Genomic DNA, 15,335 nt, shown 5'->3' with positions numbered 1-15,335 from the left:
ACGAACTTTCCGGTTTTGTGTCTGCGGGGGCGGGTCGGTCTCCATCGCCGCCGCGGATCTTGGCCCGGATATCCCCGACCACCTAGCGTCAAACCACCTCCCTGATCCCACAGGGAAGCCCCTCACCCTGGCCCGGCAATGGCGCCGGGTCCGCAGACCTTCATTGGAGGACGACATTGAAGAACACCCCTGCCTGCACCCCTGTAACCAAGACTCCCCGAAGGTGGCGCGGGCTGGCCGCTGCAGCCGCCCTCGCCGTCGTAATTCCATTCAGCGGCGCAGTGCCGGCAGCTGCGGACGCCAATTTTCCCTCGCCGAACGGCAACACGAACATCTCCAGCGTCCTGACCTACAACGACGTAGTGTCCCAGCTGCAGAAGCTTGAGAAGACCAGCCGGTTCAACGTTGATGCGTTCACGCTGGCTGAGTACGGAACCAACGTAAACACGTCTGAACAGGGCCGGGACCTGTGGGTCGCCACGGTCGGCACTGGCCCGGAGCATGTCTGGGTCCAGGGACGGATCCACGGCAACGAACCCTACGGTAGTGACTCGATCCTCGCCCTGCTCAAGGACCTGGGAAGCAACGGATCCCCCGACTACAAGCTGCTGCGGGAGAAATTCACGTTCCATTTCATCCCGATGTACAACCCCGACGGTTCGGAGGCCAATCTGCGCCAGACCATCCTCTGGGACCAGCAGACGGACACACCCCGGCTTGGGCCGAACGGCAGGGAGCAGCGGATCGACCTGAACCGGGACTGGACGCCCACCGGGTTCGTGGCGAACGAATCGCTGGCCTTCTACGAGTACTGGACCAGCGTGAAGCCGGACTACGGGATCGATATCCACCACCAGGGCCTCAAGCAGGAATGGGGCACGGGAGACGATGTGAGCCTGTCACTGGGCATCTCGCTGGCGCCGGGCGGACCGACCCTGCCAGGCATCAAGGACGGTGCGTACGACGTGCTGACCCGCCAGATGCTGGTACACGTTTATGACGAACTCTCCGGCTACGGCTATATCAACATGGACCGCTACCAGGTGGGCAACGGCCTGGAGATCGACATCAAGGGCGGGGTGGTCTCAGCGATGATGCTGGGGCTGAACTATCAGGGCATGAATCCGGACGGCCACTCCAACCCCGTGGTCTTCTTTGAGACTTCCGGCAACACTTCGGACGGCAGCCTCGGCCAGAAGGCACGCGGCAAGAACATTCAGCAGAACGTCCTGGCCATGAAGGAACTGCTGCTTGGCCTGGCCACCGGTGAGGTCCAGCAGGAAGACCCGGAGCGCTGGGAGGAAATCCCCCACCAGCCGGTCACCGGCTATAACACCGACTACGCGGGCACAGTCCCGGTCCAGTAGTTTCCACGGCCCGGGAGGCTCTGCGGCATTCGCCGCAGAGCCTCCCGGGCTGCGAATCAGCTTCGGGCCCACTGGCAAATCCCGGGAGCATCTTCGGGCCGCTCCGTGCTGCCAAACACGCCGCCGGGAGCGTATTCACATATCCCTTCAACCGATATTTTCGTGAACGCGAAGCTGACCGGTGCAGACGCAACGAACAGCAGCCCTGCCGTGCACACCGCCATGGTCCAGGCCCTGCGGCCCGTGACAGCCCGATGGGCAAGGACCCCGGTGACGACGGCGGCCACGACCGCTGCCAGGAACGGCAGCAGGAACAGGCTTTCCGGCGAAACACCTCGCCCCTGCGCCATTGAGGAAACGAAAAGTATCGGGGTCAGCACCAACGGGAGCACGGGCACGAAGGTGAACACCACTGCGCAAAGCACCAGCGGGCCCGGACGCCCTGACCGCGCAGCGGGCTCGGTGCTCACAGCAACCTGTCCACCTGGCATCTGTTCTTCCCCGGGTTCGCGGCCGTCCCGCATAACCGGACGTTGTTCCGGCACCTGTTCGCGGAACACTACACCCGGATCGCGTTGTGCGCCCGGTGAACCCCGGCCGAATTCCCACGGCTGGAGGGTTCGGGTTAGGCGGCTTTAATACTCCCGGCGAGCTCTGCGAGCCGGGAGTTTCGTTGCCGCCGTTCCGAATCCTCCGGCCGAACAGCCCGCTGCTCCTGCCGCCGAACCCGGCGCAACTCAGTTCATCCGCTCCAGCGCAGCAGCCAGATACGGCGCTGTCCGCGAGGCGTCACAGGCTGCAACCTCGTCGGCGGTCCCGGCGCAGATGATCCGGCCGCCGTCGTCGCCGCCTGCGGGTCCCATCTCAATGACCCAGTCAGCCGAGGCAACCACGTTCATCGAGTGCTCCACCACCACGACCGTGTTGCCCGCATCCACCAGCCGGTTCAGCTGGGCCAGCAGCAGCTGCACGTCCTGCGGGTGCAGGCCGGTGGTCGGCTCGTCCAGCAGGTACAGGGTGTGGCCGCGGCGGGCCCGCTGCAGCTCAGTGGCCAGCTTGATCCGCTGCGCCTCGCCGCCGGAGAGCTCCGTGGCGGGCTGGCCGAGCCGCAGGTAGCCGAGGCCGACGTCGAGCAGGGTCCGCAGGCTGCGGGCGGCAGCCGGAACATCGGCAAGGAACTCCGCAGCGGTCTCCACCCGCATGCCCAGGACGTCCGCGATCGACTTGCCGCGGTAGGTGACCTCCAGGGTCTCGTCGTTGTACCGGGCACCGTGGCAGTCGGGGCAGGGACCGTAGGTGCCGGGGAGGAACAGCAGTTCGACGGCGAGGAACCCCTCACCCTGGCAGGTTTCACAGCGGCCGCCGGCAACATTGAAGGAGAACCGCCCGGCGTTGTAGCCGCGTGCCCGTGCTTCGTCGGTGCCGGCGTAGAGCTTGCGGACATGGTCGAACAAGCCGGTGTAGGTGGCCAGGTTGGAGCGCGGCGTCCGGCCGATGGGCCGCTGGTCCACCCGAACCAGACGGTCCAGGTGCTCGAGTCCCTGAATACGCCGCACCTGCACGCCGGGATCACCGCTGCCTGCGTCTTGGGGCTCGTCGTCGTCCTCGGCTTCCGGCGGCGCGCCGTTGACCTGGGTGCCTACGGCTTCGGCGAGGACCTGGCTGACCAGGGTCGATTTGCCGGATCCGGACACCCCGGTGACCGCGGTGAGTACGCCGAGCGGAATATCGGCGTCGAGCTCCCGCAGGTTGTGCCGCGAAATGCCCTTCAGGGACAGCCAGCGCTCTGCACGCCGCCGGGCGGGAACGGATTCTTCGGCGTCTCCGAAGAGGAACGGCCGGGTGGCGCTTTCGGGTACGTCGGCGAGTCCGGCCACCGGACCACTGTAGAGCACGGTACCGCCGCCGTCGCCGGCCTGCGGACCGACGTCGACAATCCATTCGGCGCTGCGCACCACGTCCATGTTGTGCTCGACGACGAACACTGAGTTCCCGGCGGCTTTGAGTTCCTGCAGGACGGCGAGCAGCGGTTCGGCGTCTGCCGGGTGCAGTCCTGCCGACGGTTCGTCCAGGACATAGACGACGCCGAACAGGCCCGAGCGCAGCTGCGTGGCGATGCGCAGCCGCTGCATCTCCCCCGGTGAGAGCGTGGGCGTGGCGCGGGACAGGCTGAGATAGCCCAGGCCCAGGGAGATCAGGACCTCGAGCCGGGAGAGCAGGTCCCGGGTGATGGTGACGGCAACCTCGGTGTTCTCGTTCGATGCCGAGGAGCGGGAAGCGGTACCGGCGGCCTTGAGTTCCGCCGTCGGCCGGATGATCTCGGCCAGCTCGCCGAGGGTTGCTCCGTTGAGTTCGGCAATATTGCGGCCGGCGAAGGTGACGGCCAGCGCTTCCGGACGCAGGCCCGCTCCTCCACAGACCGGGCAGGGGCCGGAGACCATGTATTCCAGGACCCGTTCGCGCATCTTCGCACTTCCGGAATCGGCCAGGGTGTGCAGCACATAGCTGCGGGCGCTCCAGAAGCGGCCCTTGTACGGTTTGGCCACACGGTCACGCTGCGGAGTGATGGTGACCACGGGCTGTTCCTCGGTGAAGAGTATCCAGTCGCGGTCCTTCTTCGGCAGCTTCCGCCAGGGCACATCGACGTCGTAACCCAGGTGGATCAGGATGTCCCGCAGGTTCTTGCCCTGCCAGGCACCCGGCCACGCAGCGATGGCACCTTCCCGGATGGTCAGGGACGGATCAGGGACCAGGGACTCTTCGGTAACCGTATGTGCGATGCCCAGGCCGGAACATTCGCGGCACGCGCCCGCGGCAGTGTTGGGCGAGAAGGCATCGGAATCCAGGCTGCCGGGCTCGGCGTCGGCCGGGTAGGTGCCGCCGCGGGAGAAGAGCATCCGCATCGAGTTTGAAAGCGTGGTGAGCGTGCCGACCGTGGACCGCGAACTGGCGGTGCCGCGGCGCTGCTGGAGCGCGACGGCGGGAGGCAGGCCCGTGATGGCCTCCACCTTGGGATTGTGGCCCTGGGAGATCAGGCGGCGGGCATAGGGCGCAACAGATTCGAAGTACCGCTTCTGCGCCTCCGCGTAGATGGTTCCGAACGCCAGGGAGGACTTGCCGGAGCCGGAGATCCCGGTGAAGGCAACGATCGCATCGCGGGGAATGTCGACGTCGACGCTGCGCAGGTTGTTTTCCTGGGCGCCGCGGACACGGACCATGCCGTTGCCGGCGGGATCGGACGTGGAGCCGGGACCGGACTGGGCAGCAGGTTCAGGTTGAGTGCTCACCCATCGACGCTAACAGGCAGTCTGCTTCCGAATCAGCGAATCCGGCCGGGTTTCACCAACGGCGTGATCAGCGCACGAACGGATAGGTTGGAGACCATGAAGGACCAGATAGAGCAGATCCTCGCTCAGTGGACGGCAGAACGGCCGGATCTTGATGCCTCCCCCATGGCCGTCGTCGGGCGGATCTCCCGGGTATCCCGGAAGGTGGACGCCCGGCTCGGGGCGACCTTTGCCTCACATGGGCTCGACGCGGCTGCCTTTGACGTGCTGGCGACCCTGCGCCGCTCCGGCGCTCCCTATACCCTGAGCCCGTCAGAGCTGACGGCCAGCACCATGGTCACCTCCGCCGCCATCGCCCAGCGGCTGAACCGCCTGGAAGAACGCGGCCTGGTGTCCCGCACCAAAAATTCCTCGGACGGGCGGGGGAAGAAGGTGGCGCTCACGGCGGACGGCCTCGCGCTGGTTGAGCGGGCACTGCCGGACCACCTGGCGACTGAGGAGGGAATCCTCGCAGGGCTAAGTTCCGAGGAGCGCGAACTTCTGTCTGGCCTGCTGGCTCGCATCGAGGCGACCCTGGACCAGAAGTAGTCTGTACAACCTCCGCCCGCGCTGGTTGAGTACCGGGCATGGGATCCCGAAGCAGATCTTCCGTCTGGCCGGCAGTGCACGAGGAACGCCGCGCGCTGATTGCGGATCTGGAGAACCTTCCGGACGATGCCTGGCAGACGCCGTCGCTGTGTCCCGGCTGGAGTATCCACGACCTCCTTGCCCATCTAGTGGACACCGCGCGAACTACCCGGCTCGGTTTCCTGCGCGGCATGGTGAGCGCCCGCTTCGACTTTGACCGCAGCAACGCCGACGGCGTCCGGAAGCACCGCGGACGCACTCCGGCTGAGACCCTGGCCGCGTTTCGCGCGGTCGAGCACCGGACCAGCGGTCCGCTGGCGCCCCGCGCCACCCGCCTCGTTGAGGCAGTGGTCCACGGCGAGGACATCCGGCAGCCCCTCGGCATTGTCCGCACCTATCCGTTCGACACGGTTGCCGGGGCCCTGGCTAACCAGGCCGCAACATCGGTGAAGCTCGGCGGCGGGCGGGAGCTGGTAGACGGCCTGAGCCTGGCCGCGGACGACGGCGCCTTCCGGCACGGCAGCGGCGATGAGGTCCGCGGGTCCGCCCTGACCCTGCTGCTCGCAGTATCCGGCCGGCCAGTCGGGGAGGACGAGCTTTCGGGTCCCGGAGCAGGCGCCCTTCTGCAGCGTCTCTCAGCGCGGCGGAACACCTAGCTGTCCGGCATCCACTTCCGGGTAACCGCGATATGTACATTTCCGGGCCTTGGGGCAAGAATCGCTCCATCATCTTCCGCACACCAAGCGAGGAACACTATGTCATTTCAGGCGTACCTGGACGCTATTGAGAAAAAGACCGGGCGAACACCCCGCGAGCTGACGAACGAAGCCCGGGCGAAAGGACTGGACAGGCCTGAGGTGAAAGCCGCTGAGATCCTTGAGTGGCTGAAAACGGACTACGGACTGGGCCGCGGCCACGGGATGGCGCTGGTGCATGTGATCCGCAATGGTCCCGCGATCGATGCCAAGCATGTGGGGACTTCCGGACCGCACCGGGACGAATCAGACACGCTCTGGCTGGACGGGATCGCGACCAAACCGTCGTGAGGTCCGAAGGGTCCGAAGAAGCGGGGATTCACCACCGCAGTCCCGGACCCTCCGGCCTCCACTCCGGCACTAGAACAAAGCGACCTTCGGCGTCTGCGGGAAGATCCGGTCCAGTTCCTCAAGATCCTTCTCGGACGGCACCCAGGAAGCCGCTTCAGCGTTCTGCTGGACCTGTTCAGGCTTCGTCGCTCCGGCGATCACGGAGGCAACCGACGGACGGGACGCCAGCCATGAGAACGCCACCTGCACTTCGGTCAGGCCGCGGTCACGCGCAAACTCACCGAACTCGCGCAGCTGCTCGAAGTCGGCGTTCTGAAGCAGGTTGGTGCGCGAGTGCGTCAGCCGGCTTCCCTCGGGTGCCTGACCGGAACTGTACTTGCCGGTGAGCAGGCCGTTGGCCAGCGGGAAGTACGGCAGCACCCCGAGCCCGTAGGCTTCGGCGGCAGGAGTAACTTCCAGTTCGGCGCGGCGGTCCAGCAGGTTGTAGTGGTTCTGCGCAGAAATGAAGCGGGTGCTGCCCTTGATGCGGGCTGTGAACTCAGCTTCGGCGATCTGCCAGCCGGAACGGTTCGAGTGGCCGATGTAGCGGACCTTGCCGCTGGTAACCAGGTCATCCAGGGCGGCCAGGGTTTCGTCGATGGGGGTCAGCGGGTCCGGGGTGTGGAACTGGTACAGATCAATCCAGTCCGTTCCAAGCCGGCGCAGGGAGGCTTCGGCAGCGCGCACAATGTAGCGGCGGGATCCGCGTGCGCCGAAGTCCGGTCCGTTGGCGCCCCGCATGTCCATGCCGAACTTCGTGGCCAGGACAATGTCTCCGCGGCGCGAACCGAGGGCCTTGCCCAGCCGGGTTTCGCTCAGGCCGGGTTCGGCACCGTAGGTGTCGGCAGTATCAAAGAGGGTGATGCCGGCGTCGATCGCGGCATGGACGACGGCGTCTGTCCCCTCCTGGGATTCGGTGACGGTACCCGTTCGGCCGAGGTTGTTACAGCCCAGGCCGACGGTGGAAACGGTCAGCCCGGAATTGCCAAGTCTGTTGTAGGTGGTCATCCTGCCACGCTATCAATTGCCGCCGCGCAGCCGGGGCCGCGACAGGCTAGGAGCCGAAGGTGCTCATGGGACCGTTCGGGCTGGGAGGCTTATCCGTTTCCAGGATGTACTGGATTGGAATTGGCCCCGTGGGAAGCATCCCCGGATAGATGCTCTCGTGGTTCCGGCGGCGGGGGTAGTTGCCGCTTTCCTTGAGCCGGCGGGAAAACGCCGTCGATGAGACCGGTTCCAGCTCGCCATGCTCACACCAGATGATGTACATCCCGTACAGGTCCGTCGCGGGAGTTGCTTCATTCTCACTGAGTCCGGTGATGGTGCATTGCTGCAAAAAGTCCGCGACGGGACCGGGTTGTGCCTGTTCCATAGTTCTGACACTAACCACGCGCCCCACCGGTGGGAAGAGCCATTAAGGTGAACTCTTGCCTTCGCCGCGAAGATTGTCTTCAAAAGCCATCGGGGGCGCTCCGGTGAGTTCGGCGACGTCGTCGCTGACCCGGGCCTGTTCCCCCGTCGCGATCGCTGCGTAGCTGGTGGCCCAGGCCACGGCCTGCCACTGCGTGGCGCCTGCTGCCAGCCGGGACTCCACCGCCTCATCGAGGGACTCCGCATGGTAGCTGATGTTCTCACCCGTGACGCGGGAAAGGATCTCCGCCACCTCGGCCATGGTCAGGGCCTCCGGGCCTGTCAGTGTGTAGGTCCGGTTGGTGTGCGGATCGGGATCGGTGAGGATCCGCTCTGCGGACCGTGCGACGTCGGCGCGCGCCACGGGCGCGAACTTCCCGTCAGCGGCGGGGCCGCGGATCACGCCGTCGCGCCCGACGAAGGTCGGCAGGATGTCCTGGTAGAAGGCATCTCGCAGGAATGTGTAGGCCAGTCCGCGTTCTTTGATGTACTGCTCTGTGTCCCAATGGTCGCGGCCCAGCGTGAAGACATCGTTCTCCGCGGCCCCCATAAAGGACGTGTAGACGATGTGCTTGACGCCGGCGTCGACGGCCGCGTCCACGAAGGTGCGCTGGTCCTGGGCGCGGTAGGGATTCTCCGCCGCGGAAACCATGAACAGGGTCTGCGTTCCGCGCAGTGCACGCTCGGCATGTTCCTTGTCCGCGTAGGAAACCGCGAAGGTGGCGGTCTCGGTCTGCTGCGGAATCCGGGCGGTGTGCCGGGCCAGCAGCCGGACGGGAATCCCGGCGTCACCCAGCAGACGCGCGACCATGCCGCCGAGTGCACCGGTGGCCCCCGTGACGGCGAGAGGAGGGAGGTTGTTCGGCATTCCGGCCACCTGCTTTCCTTTGCCCCGCCGGGCTGCGGAGCTTACTTGATCTTGGGTATCTGTCCTGTTGGTGCCTGCTGCCCTGGCAGCGGCCGGGCGAAGGGAACCTTCGTTCCCAGCACCTGGGCGACGACGTCGTTGGCTACCTGGCGGGCCGTGAGGCCCACCCGCTCCAGGACTTCAGCGCGGGTGCCGTGGTCCAGGAACTCGACCGGCAGGCCAACCTCGTTCAGGGCAGTATCAACACCCGCTGCGCGCATCTCCTGGCGGATCCGGGAACCCACTCCCCCGGCCCGCACGCCGTCTTCAATCACGATCACAATCCGGTGTTCGGCCGCCATGGACACGATCGAGCGGGGGACGGGGAGAACCCACCGCGGATCCACCACGGTGGAGCTGATGCCCTGGTCGCCCAGGCGGTCGGCGACTTCAAGTGCCATTTCCGCCATGGCTCCGACGCTGACAATCAGTACGTCGTTGCGGGCATCGCCGGAGGGGCGGCGGGCAAGGATGTCCACACCGTCTTCGGTGCGTTCCTCGGCATCGACGTCGGGTCCCACGGTTCCCTTGGAGAAGCGCACCACGCTGGGTGCGTCAGAGATGGCGACGGCCTCACGGAGCTCTTCGCGCAGCCGGGTGGCGTCCCGCGGTGCGGAGAGGTGCAGCCCGGGGACAATCTGCAGCATGGACATGTCCCACATGCCGTGGTGGCTGGCGCCGTCCGGTCCGGTGACCCCGGCACGGTCAAGCACGATCGTCACGCCCGCCTTGTGCAGGGCAACGTCCATCAGCAGCTGGTCGAAGGCCCGGTTCAGGAAAGTGGCGTAGAGGGCGATGACGGGATGCAGCCCGCCGTATGCCATTCCGGCAGCGGAGGTCAGAGCGTGCTGTTCGGCAATGCCGACGTCGAACACCCGTTCCGGATGCCTTTCGGCGAAGCGGTGCAGTCCTACGGGAATGAGCATGGCACCGGTGATGCCCACGATGTCTTTGCGCTCGTCGGCGATGTCTGCGATTTCGGTGGCGAAGACGGAGGTCCAGGACTGCTTGCCGGCGGCGGAGACGGGCGCGCCCGTTTCCGGATCAATCACGCCGACGGCGTGGAACTGGTCTTCCACGTGTGCACGGGCCGGCGCATAGCCGTGGCCCTTTTCAGTGATCGCATGGACGATCACGGGCCCGCCGTAGTTCTTGGCCTTCTCCAGCGCCTGTTCCACGGCAGCCAGGTCGTGGCCGTCAATCGGGCCAACATACTTCATGCCCAGGTCCTCGAAGAGTCCCTGCGGTGCCCACCAGTCCTTGATGCCCTTCTTGGCGGCATGGAGGCTGTGGTACGTGAACCGGCCAACCGGGCCGCCCCCCTGCAGGCGGTCCTTCCACCAGTCCATGGTGTTCTCGTACATCTTGTGCGTGCGCACGGCGTCAATGGTGGGGCGCAGCGAGGCGAGGTAATCGGCAACGCCGCCGATGGTCGGTGCGTAGGACCGGCCGTTGTCGTTGACCACGATCACCACGCGGCGCCGCTGGTCGGCTGCGATGTTGTTCAGCGCCTCCCAGGCCATGCCGCCGGTGAGGGCGCCGTCGCCCACCATCACAACGGTGTAGCGGTCCCCTTCGCCGTTCAGCTGCCGGGCGCGGGAAATGCCGTCGGCCCAGGACAGGGAGGAGGACGCGTGGGAGCTCTCAACGATGTCGTGCACGGATTCGGCGCGGGAAGGATAGCCCGAGAGCCCGCCCTGCTGGCGCAGGGTGGAGAAGTCCTGGCGGCCGGTGAGGATCTTGTGAACGTAGGACTGGTGTCCGGTGTCGAACACAATGCTGTCCCGCGGAGAGTCAAAGACCCGGTGGATGCCCATGGTCAGTTCAACGACGCCCAGGTTCGGTCCCAGATGCCCGCCGGTCTGGGCCACATTCGTGATGAGGAACGAACGGATTTCCTCGGCGAGGGCTGAGAGCTGGGAACTGCTCAGCTTGCTGAGGTCCCGCGGATCACGGATGGTTTCCAGAAGTCCCAAGAGGGCGCCTCCCTTGCGTCATAGGCAACGGGCAAACGCACCGTCACAGCTTTTAACTCTAACGCCTGCCCCGCGCCCCGGGTTTCCACAGAACCGCAAAACGCCCCGTTTCCTTCCAACCGGAAGGAAACGGGGCGCTGCGCTAAAGGGCTGTGCAGGCCTACTTTGCCGAAATCTGGCGAAGCACGTACTGCAGGATGCCGCCGTTGCGGTAGTAGTCAGCCTCACCCGGGGTATCGATGCGCAGGACAGCATCGAAGGTGATGGCTTCACCGTTCTCCGGCACCGCGGTGACCTTGACGGTCTTCGGGGTGTTGCCGTTGTTCAGTTCGGTGACGCCTTCGACCGAGAAGGTTTCAGTACCGGTCAGGCCCAGGGACTCGGCGTTGACGCCGGCCGGGTACTGCAGCGGAAGAACGCCCATGCCAATGAGGTTGGAGCGGTGGATACGCTCGTAGCTCTCGGCGATGACGGCCTTGACGCCCAGCAGTGCGGTGCCCTTGGCTGCCCAGTCACGGGAAGAACCGGAACCGTATTCCTTGCCGGCCAGGACAACCAGCGGAGTGCCGGCGGCCTGGTAGTTCACCGATGCGTCGTACACGGTGTTCTGCGGGCCTTCGGGCTGCGTGAAGTCGCGCGTGAAGCCGCCTTCAACGCCGTCCAGGAGCTGGTTCTTGATGCGGATGTTCGCGAACGTACCGCGGATCATCACCTCGTGGTTGCCTCGGCGGGAACCGTAGGAGTTGAAGTCCTTGCGGGCCACGCCGTGCTCCAGCAGGTACTTGCCTGCCGGGGTGTCCGACTTAAAGGAGCCGGCCGGGGAGATGTGGTCGGTGGTGACCGAATCGCCCAGCTTGAGCAGCACACGGGCACCTTCGATGTCCGTGACGGGCTCCGGCTGTGCCTTCATGCCCTCGAAGTACGGGGGCTTCCGAACGTACGTGGACTCCGAATCCCATTCGAAGGTTGCACCTTCGGGGGTCGGCAGGGACTTCCAGCGGTCGTCACCTTCGAAGATGGTGGCGTAGGAATCCGTGAACATTTCCTGGCTGATGGACGCGTCGATGATCTCCTGGACCTCGGACGGGTTCGGCCAGATGTCCTTCAGGAAGATGTCGTTGCCTTCAGAGTCCTGGCCCAGCGGGTCGTTCTCGAAGTCGAAGTCCATGGAACCGGCCAGTGCGTAGGCAACTACCAGCGGCGGGGAAGCCAGGTAGTTCATCTTCACGTCTGGGTTGATGCGGCCTTCGAAGTTGCGGTTGCCGGAGAGCACTGCGGTGACTGCGAGGTCGGCTTCGTTGATCGCGGTGGAGATTTCATCTTCCAGCGGACCGGAGTTGCCGATGCAGGTGGCGCAGCCGTAGCCCACTACGAAGAAGCCGAGCTTCTCCAGGTATGGGATCAGGCCGGACTTCTCGTAGTAGTCGGTGACTACCTTGGAACCCGGAGCGATCGAGGTCTTGACCCACGGCTGGGCGACGAGGCCCTTTTCGACGGCGTTGCGTGCCAGGACGGCAGCGGCCATCATGACCGACGGGTTGGACGTGTTGGTGCAGGAGGTGATCGAGGCGATCGTCACTGCGCCGTGGTCCAGCTCGAAGCTGCGGCCGTCGGCCATGGTCACGGGAACCTTGTTCACCGAACGCTCGGCGGGAGCATCGGATTCCTTGACCAGGTCGTGTTCGACGTCCTTGATCTTGGTGCTGCCTTCAGCGAAGGACGGGGCGTCGGAGGCCGGGAAGGTTTCTTCCAGTGCTTCGTCGACAGTGCCGTTCTGGGTTTCCACGGTCTCGTGCACGTAGTTCTTCAGGTCGGCACGGAACTGCTGCTTGGCGCTGGTGAGCTCCACGCGGTCCTGCGGGCGCTTCGGGCCGGCGATGGAGGGAACCACGGTGGAGAGGTCCAGCTCGAGGTACTCGGAGTACTTGACCTCGTTGGACGGATCGTGCCAGAGGCCCTGTTCCTTGGCGTAGGCCTCGACGAGGGCTACGTTTTCCTCGGAGCGGCCGGTGAGGCGCAGGTAGTCCAGGGTCACGTCGTCGATCGGGAAGATCGCGGCGGTGGAACCGAACTCGGGGCTCATGTTGCCGATCGTGGCGCGGTTGGCCAGCGGCACGGAGGCAACGCCTTCGCCGTAGAACTCCACGAACTTGCCGACGACGCCGTGCTTGCGCAGCATCTCGGTGATGGTGAGGACGACGTCGGTGGCGGTGGCGCCGGCCGGGATCTCACCGGTGAGCTTGAAGCCGACAACGCGCGGGATGAGCATGGAAACGGGCTGGCCGAGCATCGCTGCTTCGGCTTCGATGCCGCCAACGCCCCAGCCGAGCACGCCCAGGCCGTTGACCATGGTGGTGTGGGAGTCGGTACCGACGCAGGTGTCCGGGTAGGCACGCAGGACGCCGTCAACTTCACGCGTCATGACGGTGCGGGCAAGGTACTCAATGTTGACCTGGTGGACAATGCCCATTCCCGGGGGAACAACCTTGAAGTCGTCGAATGCGGTCTGGCCCCAGCGCAGGAACTGGTAACGCTCGCCGTTGCGCTGGTATTCGATTTCCATGTTGCGCTCGAGTGCGCCGGCGTTGCCGAAAGCATCGATCTGCACGGAGTGGTCAATAACCATTTCGGCCGGTGCCAGCGGGTTGACGCGCTTGGGGTCGCCGCCCAGGTCGGCCACTGCTTCACGCATGGTCGCCAGGTCAACGATGCAGGGAACACCGGTGAAGTCCTGCATGATCACGCGGGCAGGCGTGAACTGGATTTCGGTGCTGGGCTCTGCGTTGGCATCCCACTTGGCCAGTGCACGGACGTGGTCCGCGGTGATGTTGGCACCATCTTCGGTGCGCAGCAGGTTCTCCAGCAGGACCTTGAGGCTGAACGGAAGGCTCTGGGCGCCCTCGACGGAATTCAGCCGGAAAATTTCATACTCGTTCCCGCCGACGTTCAAGACGCCTTTGGAACCGAAGCTGTCCACATTACTCATAACAGGACTCCTCTCGCCACCGTTTTATCTTTGTCCAGTGATCCGCCGCACGCTAGTTAGGAGCTCCTAACCGGCACAGCTGTTGGGCCCGGCCGGGAAATGGTGGGTGATTTCCCGGGCTGGCTAGTCCCCCTGCGCTGCTAAACGTTCCAGCGGGCATCCCTTCGGCACGGAGCCGGACAACTGTTCCCATCCTAGCCGGATGCGGGTCCGCTGGACCGTTCACCGCGCCGGTTACCGGTATATGGCCCGTCCCACACCGGCCCACGGCGCCTGTAGCGGCCGTGTATTACGGACGGCGTAGGAGTGCGAAGGACTCCATGTGATGGGTGTGCGGGTACAGGTCGAAGACGCGGAGGGTTTCCAGTTCCCAGCCGGCGTCCCGGAACCAGGCCAGGTCACGGGCGAACGACGCCGGATCGCAGGACACGTAACCGACCGCACGCGGGTTGGCGGCATTGATCTGGTCCACGACCACCCGGCCGGCCCCGGTGCGCGGCGGGTCCAGCAGTACGGCGTCGAGGCGGCCCTCATGGGTGCGCAGCACCCGGTCCACGCGTCCCTGGACGACTTCCACCTGCGGAGCGGCGAACAGGTTCTTGCGGGCATCCCGGCTGGTGCCTGGAGAGCCTTCAACTGAGAGGACATGCCCGGCAGAGCCGGCGGCGTCCGCCAGCGGTGCCGTGAAGAGGCCGGCACCGGCGAAGAGATCGGCGACGCGTTCGCCCTCGCGGACTTCAAGCCCCTGGAGCACGGCGTTCACCAGGACTTCGGGGGCACTGCGGTGGATCTGCCAGAAACCTGCGCCAGTGACGCGGTACTCGTGTCCGGCTGCGTGTTCGCGGACCCAGGTGCGGCCGCGCAGACGGGTCAGTTCGTGGCTCTCGGGGTTCCAGGCGGCCACCGAGACAGTTTCCCCGGCTCCGGCGTCCGCTGCCGCGCCCACTTCGGAGGCGATCCGCGCCAGGGTCCGGGGATGGGTTCCGGCAGAGGGAATGACCAGGACGAGCGGCGGACCACCGGCGGCGGGGGCAGCGACCTCTACGCGGTCAGCGCCGGTGAAGTCCACCTCCCAGAGCCTGAGCGCATTGATGGCGGCAGAAGCCAGCGGCATTTCCTGGACGGGGACCAGGTCCTCAGAGCGGTGCGGGTGCATGGCCAGGCGGCCGCCCGGTGCCACGGAGAAACCGGCACGGGTCCGCCAGCCCAGGCCGCCGGTGCTCTCATCCTCCGGGACTTCCACCGTGATTTCCCGGTCCACACCGCCGAGCCGCGTGAGCTGCTCGGCGAAGATCCCGGCTTTCAGCCGGCGCTGTTCGGCCAGGTCGATGTGCCCGAACTCGGCGCCGCCCACGGGAAGGCGGCCGCGTGAACCGGCCTTCAGTGCATCTGCGGGTGCCCAGAAGTGCGGCACGCGGACATCTGAGGCTTCCAGGACCTCAACGACGTCGGCGCGCCAGAACTTCGCCTTCTCCCCCGCGTCGGTGAGCCGGGCACGGACACGCTCCCCGGGCAGGCCGTGGCGGACAAACACCACACGGCCCTCATGCCGGGCAACAAAGTGCCCGCCGTGTGCGGCCGGACCGATGGTCAGTTCAAGATCGCGGGGAGGATTCGTGCCGGGCAGGGTTTCGGGGGTCATAGTGCGTTCGAACTTCCGTGTTGGTGCTAAAACACCATCACACCACGA

12 protein-coding genes are annotated in these 15,335 nt (G+C 65.7%); 4 read left to right on the top strand and 8 right to left on the bottom strand.

The genetic code is table 11. The annotated features are described in order from the left end of the window. The first annotated feature begins 176 nt into the window (after nucleotides 1-176). Nucleotides 177-1,367, top strand: coding sequence for a M14 family zinc carboxypeptidase (locus tag ACWGQ2_RS06530; RefSeq protein WP_452015499.1), 1,191 nt, complete (start codon nucleotides 177-179; stop codon nucleotides 1,365-1,367). A gap of 56 nt (nucleotides 1,368-1,423) precedes the next feature. On the opposite strand, the gene ACWGQ2_RS06525 is transcribed toward ACWGQ2_RS06530, so the two are convergent. Both ACWGQ2_RS06525 and uvrA read right to left on the bottom strand, forming a co-directional pair. Beyond that, nucleotides 1,424-1,837 carry a hypothetical protein gene (locus ACWGQ2_RS06525; protein WP_452015497.1) on the bottom strand — a complete coding sequence of 138 codons (414 nt, stop codon included), beginning with the start codon at nucleotides 1,835-1,837 and terminating at the stop codon, nucleotides 1,424-1,426. Between the two features lie 267 nt (nucleotides 1,838-2,104). Beyond that, nucleotides 2,105-4,585, bottom strand: coding sequence for an excinuclease ABC subunit UvrA (uvrA, locus tag ACWGQ2_RS06520; protein ID WP_452016062.1), 2,481 nt, complete (start codon nucleotides 4,583-4,585; stop codon nucleotides 2,105-2,107). A gap of 165 nt (nucleotides 4,586-4,750) precedes the next feature. Between uvrA and ACWGQ2_RS06515 the strand changes: the two genes are divergently transcribed. The 3 genes from ACWGQ2_RS06515 to ACWGQ2_RS06505 all read left to right on the top strand — a co-directional run bounded on the left by ACWGQ2_RS06515 (nucleotide 4,751) and on the right by ACWGQ2_RS06505 (nucleotide 6,327). Continuing rightward, nucleotides 4,751-5,242, top strand: a complete 492-nt coding sequence (locus tag ACWGQ2_RS06515) for a MarR family winged helix-turn-helix transcriptional regulator (protein WP_452015495.1) — start codon at nucleotides 4,751-4,753, stop codon at nucleotides 5,240-5,242. 38 nt (nucleotides 5,243-5,280) lie between these two features. Beyond that, entirely contained in the window at nucleotides 5,281-5,937 is a 657-nt protein-coding gene (locus ACWGQ2_RS06510; protein ID WP_452015493.1) for a maleylpyruvate isomerase family mycothiol-dependent enzyme, read from the top strand. A 99-nt stretch (nucleotides 5,938-6,036) separates the two neighbouring features. Beyond that, the gene (locus ACWGQ2_RS06505) at nucleotides 6,037-6,327 is read left to right on the top strand and encodes a DUF4287 domain-containing protein (RefSeq protein ID WP_452015491.1); all 291 of its coding nucleotides are present in this window, start codon (nucleotides 6,037-6,039) and stop codon (nucleotides 6,325-6,327) included. A 69-nt stretch (nucleotides 6,328-6,396) separates the two neighbouring features. On the opposite strand, the gene ACWGQ2_RS06500 is transcribed toward ACWGQ2_RS06505, so the two are convergent. The 6 genes from ACWGQ2_RS06500 to ACWGQ2_RS06475 all read right to left on the bottom strand — a co-directional run bounded on the left by ACWGQ2_RS06500 (nucleotide 6,397) and on the right by ACWGQ2_RS06475 (nucleotide 15,287). Next, nucleotides 6,397-7,374 (bottom strand): aldo/keto reductase, encoded by a 978-nt coding sequence (locus ACWGQ2_RS06500; RefSeq protein WP_452015489.1) that lies wholly within the window; start codon nucleotides 7,372-7,374, stop codon nucleotides 6,397-6,399. A gap of 46 nt (nucleotides 7,375-7,420) precedes the next feature. Beyond that, nucleotides 7,421-7,738 carry a primase-like DNA-binding domain-containing protein gene (locus ACWGQ2_RS06495; protein WP_452015487.1) on the bottom strand — a complete coding sequence of 106 codons (318 nt, stop codon included), beginning with the start codon at nucleotides 7,736-7,738 and terminating at the stop codon, nucleotides 7,421-7,423. A 42-nt stretch (nucleotides 7,739-7,780) separates the two neighbouring features. Further along, nucleotides 7,781-8,644: an SDR family oxidoreductase gene (locus tag ACWGQ2_RS06490; RefSeq protein WP_452015485.1), complete on the bottom strand. Its 864-nt coding sequence runs from the start codon at nucleotides 8,642-8,644 to the stop codon at nucleotides 7,781-7,783. Nucleotides 8,645-8,685: 41 nt separating this feature from the next. After that, on the bottom strand, nucleotides 8,686-10,659 hold the full coding sequence (gene dxs, locus ACWGQ2_RS06485; protein ID WP_452015483.1) for a 1-deoxy-D-xylulose-5-phosphate synthase: 1,974 nt from the start codon (nucleotides 10,657-10,659) through the stop codon (nucleotides 8,686-8,688). A 160-nt stretch (nucleotides 10,660-10,819) separates the two neighbouring features. Further along, nucleotides 10,820-13,645 carry an aconitate hydratase gene (locus ACWGQ2_RS06480; protein ID WP_452015481.1) on the bottom strand — a complete coding sequence of 942 codons (2,826 nt, stop codon included), beginning with the start codon at nucleotides 13,643-13,645 and terminating at the stop codon, nucleotides 10,820-10,822. 289 nt (nucleotides 13,646-13,934) lie between these two features. Beyond that, a complete protein-coding gene (locus ACWGQ2_RS06475) occupies nucleotides 13,935-15,287 on the bottom strand; it encodes a class I SAM-dependent RNA methyltransferase (protein WP_452015479.1) in 1,353 nt (450 codons plus the stop codon). Nucleotides 15,288-15,335: the final 48 nt, after the last annotated feature.

This window comes from Arthrobacter sp. NPDC055585, assembly GCF_053619115.1.
The sequence above is the reverse complement of the archived record's forward strand: the minus strand, read 5'-3'. Positions and strand labels throughout refer to the sequence as shown.

What these genes read in the sequence shown, in the direction of transcription:
- ACWGQ2_RS06505 (WP_452015491.1), top strand. Translation starts at nt 6,037, where the DNA reads ATGTCATTTCAGGCGTACCTGGACGCTATTGAGAAAAAGACCGGGCGA.
- ACWGQ2_RS06495 (WP_452015487.1), bottom strand. Translation starts at nt 7,738, where the DNA reads ATGGAACAGGCACAACCCGGTCCCGTCGCGGACTTTTTGCAGCAATGC.
- ACWGQ2_RS06500 (WP_452015489.1), bottom strand. Translation starts at nt 7,374, where the DNA reads ATGACCACCTACAACAGACTTGGCAATTCCGGGCTGACCGTTTCCACC.
- ACWGQ2_RS06490 (WP_452015485.1), bottom strand. Translation starts at nt 8,644, where the DNA reads ATGCCGAACAACCTCCCTCCTCTCGCCGTCACGGGGGCCACCGGTGCA.
- ACWGQ2_RS06480 (WP_452015481.1), bottom strand. Translation starts at nt 13,645, where the DNA reads ATGAGTAATGTGGACAGCTTCGGTTCCAAAGGCGTCTTGAACGTCGGC.
- ACWGQ2_RS06475 (WP_452015479.1), bottom strand. Translation starts at nt 15,287, where the DNA reads ATGACCCCCGAAACCCTGCCCGGCACGAATCCTCCCCGCGATCTTGAA.
- uvrA (WP_452016062.1), bottom strand. Translation starts at nt 4,585, where the DNA reads ATGGTCCGTGTCCGCGGCGCCCAGGAAAACAACCTGCGCAGCGTCGAC.
- ACWGQ2_RS06510 (WP_452015493.1), top strand. Translation starts at nt 5,281, where the DNA reads ATGGGATCCCGAAGCAGATCTTCCGTCTGGCCGGCAGTGCACGAGGAA.
- ACWGQ2_RS06515 (WP_452015495.1), top strand. Translation starts at nt 4,751, where the DNA reads ATGAAGGACCAGATAGAGCAGATCCTCGCTCAGTGGACGGCAGAACGG.